We start from the raw sequence: 618 nt of genomic DNA, 5'->3' as shown, positions 1-618 counted from the left end.
TCCCCGGACGCGATTCCGCCAGCATATTGGCCGTCGTCTGCACGTTGGTCGCGTGGCTGTGGCTCGGCATTTCGGCCTGTGTCAGCGTCACGTCTTCCGCGCCGCCTTTTTGCCCTTCGCGGTAAAAGGTCAGGCCCGGACCCTGCCGCGGACCGATCGGGACCCTGCCGCGCAGATCCGGCAATCCGAAGGTCGTGCGCCCGTCGCCGCCATAGGTCGTGCCCAGGATCGAGAACAATGCGCTGTTCTGACTGATCGCCACAAGCTGTCCGTCGCAAAAGGCCCAGTTGCGGGGCGCGAAGTTGCCGCCAAACAAGACGATCTGTCCAATAAAAGGGTCCGCCATCCATACTCTCCTTCAAAAATTTTTTCGGCCAGGGCATCGGCCGTTCCGGGGGCGCTTTTGCAATCCGACCTGCCGGTGCCCCCATGCACCGCAAGTAACCATTAAAATCACCGTCAGTTGCGCGATGGGAAAATCCCCTCGAGCGCGATGATGTAATTCACCGCCAGGTAGGGTTGCATGTTGTCGTGAGACTGGCTGCCCCCGGCGTTGGCCAGGGTCACGGTCGTGTCGACCTGAAGCGTCGCGGAGTCCATCGTCACATCGTCGGCCAC

At 61.7% G+C, this 618-nt stretch carries 1 protein-coding gene; it reads right to left on the bottom strand.

Annotation, left to right across the window (positions count from 1 at the left end; all coding sequences use genetic code 11):
* A partial coding sequence (locus XM53_RS22290) for a phage tail protein (RefSeq protein WP_144435661.1) occupies nucleotides 1-346 on the bottom strand: 346 nt, incomplete at its 3' end.
* Between the last annotated feature and the right edge of the window lie 272 nt (nucleotides 347-618).

This window comes from Roseovarius atlanticus, from assembly GCF_001441615.1.
GTDB classification, from domain to species: domain Bacteria; phylum Pseudomonadota; class Alphaproteobacteria; order Rhodobacterales; family Rhodobacteraceae; genus Roseovarius; species Roseovarius atlanticus.
This window is presented reverse-complemented; position numbering and strand designations above follow the sequence as displayed.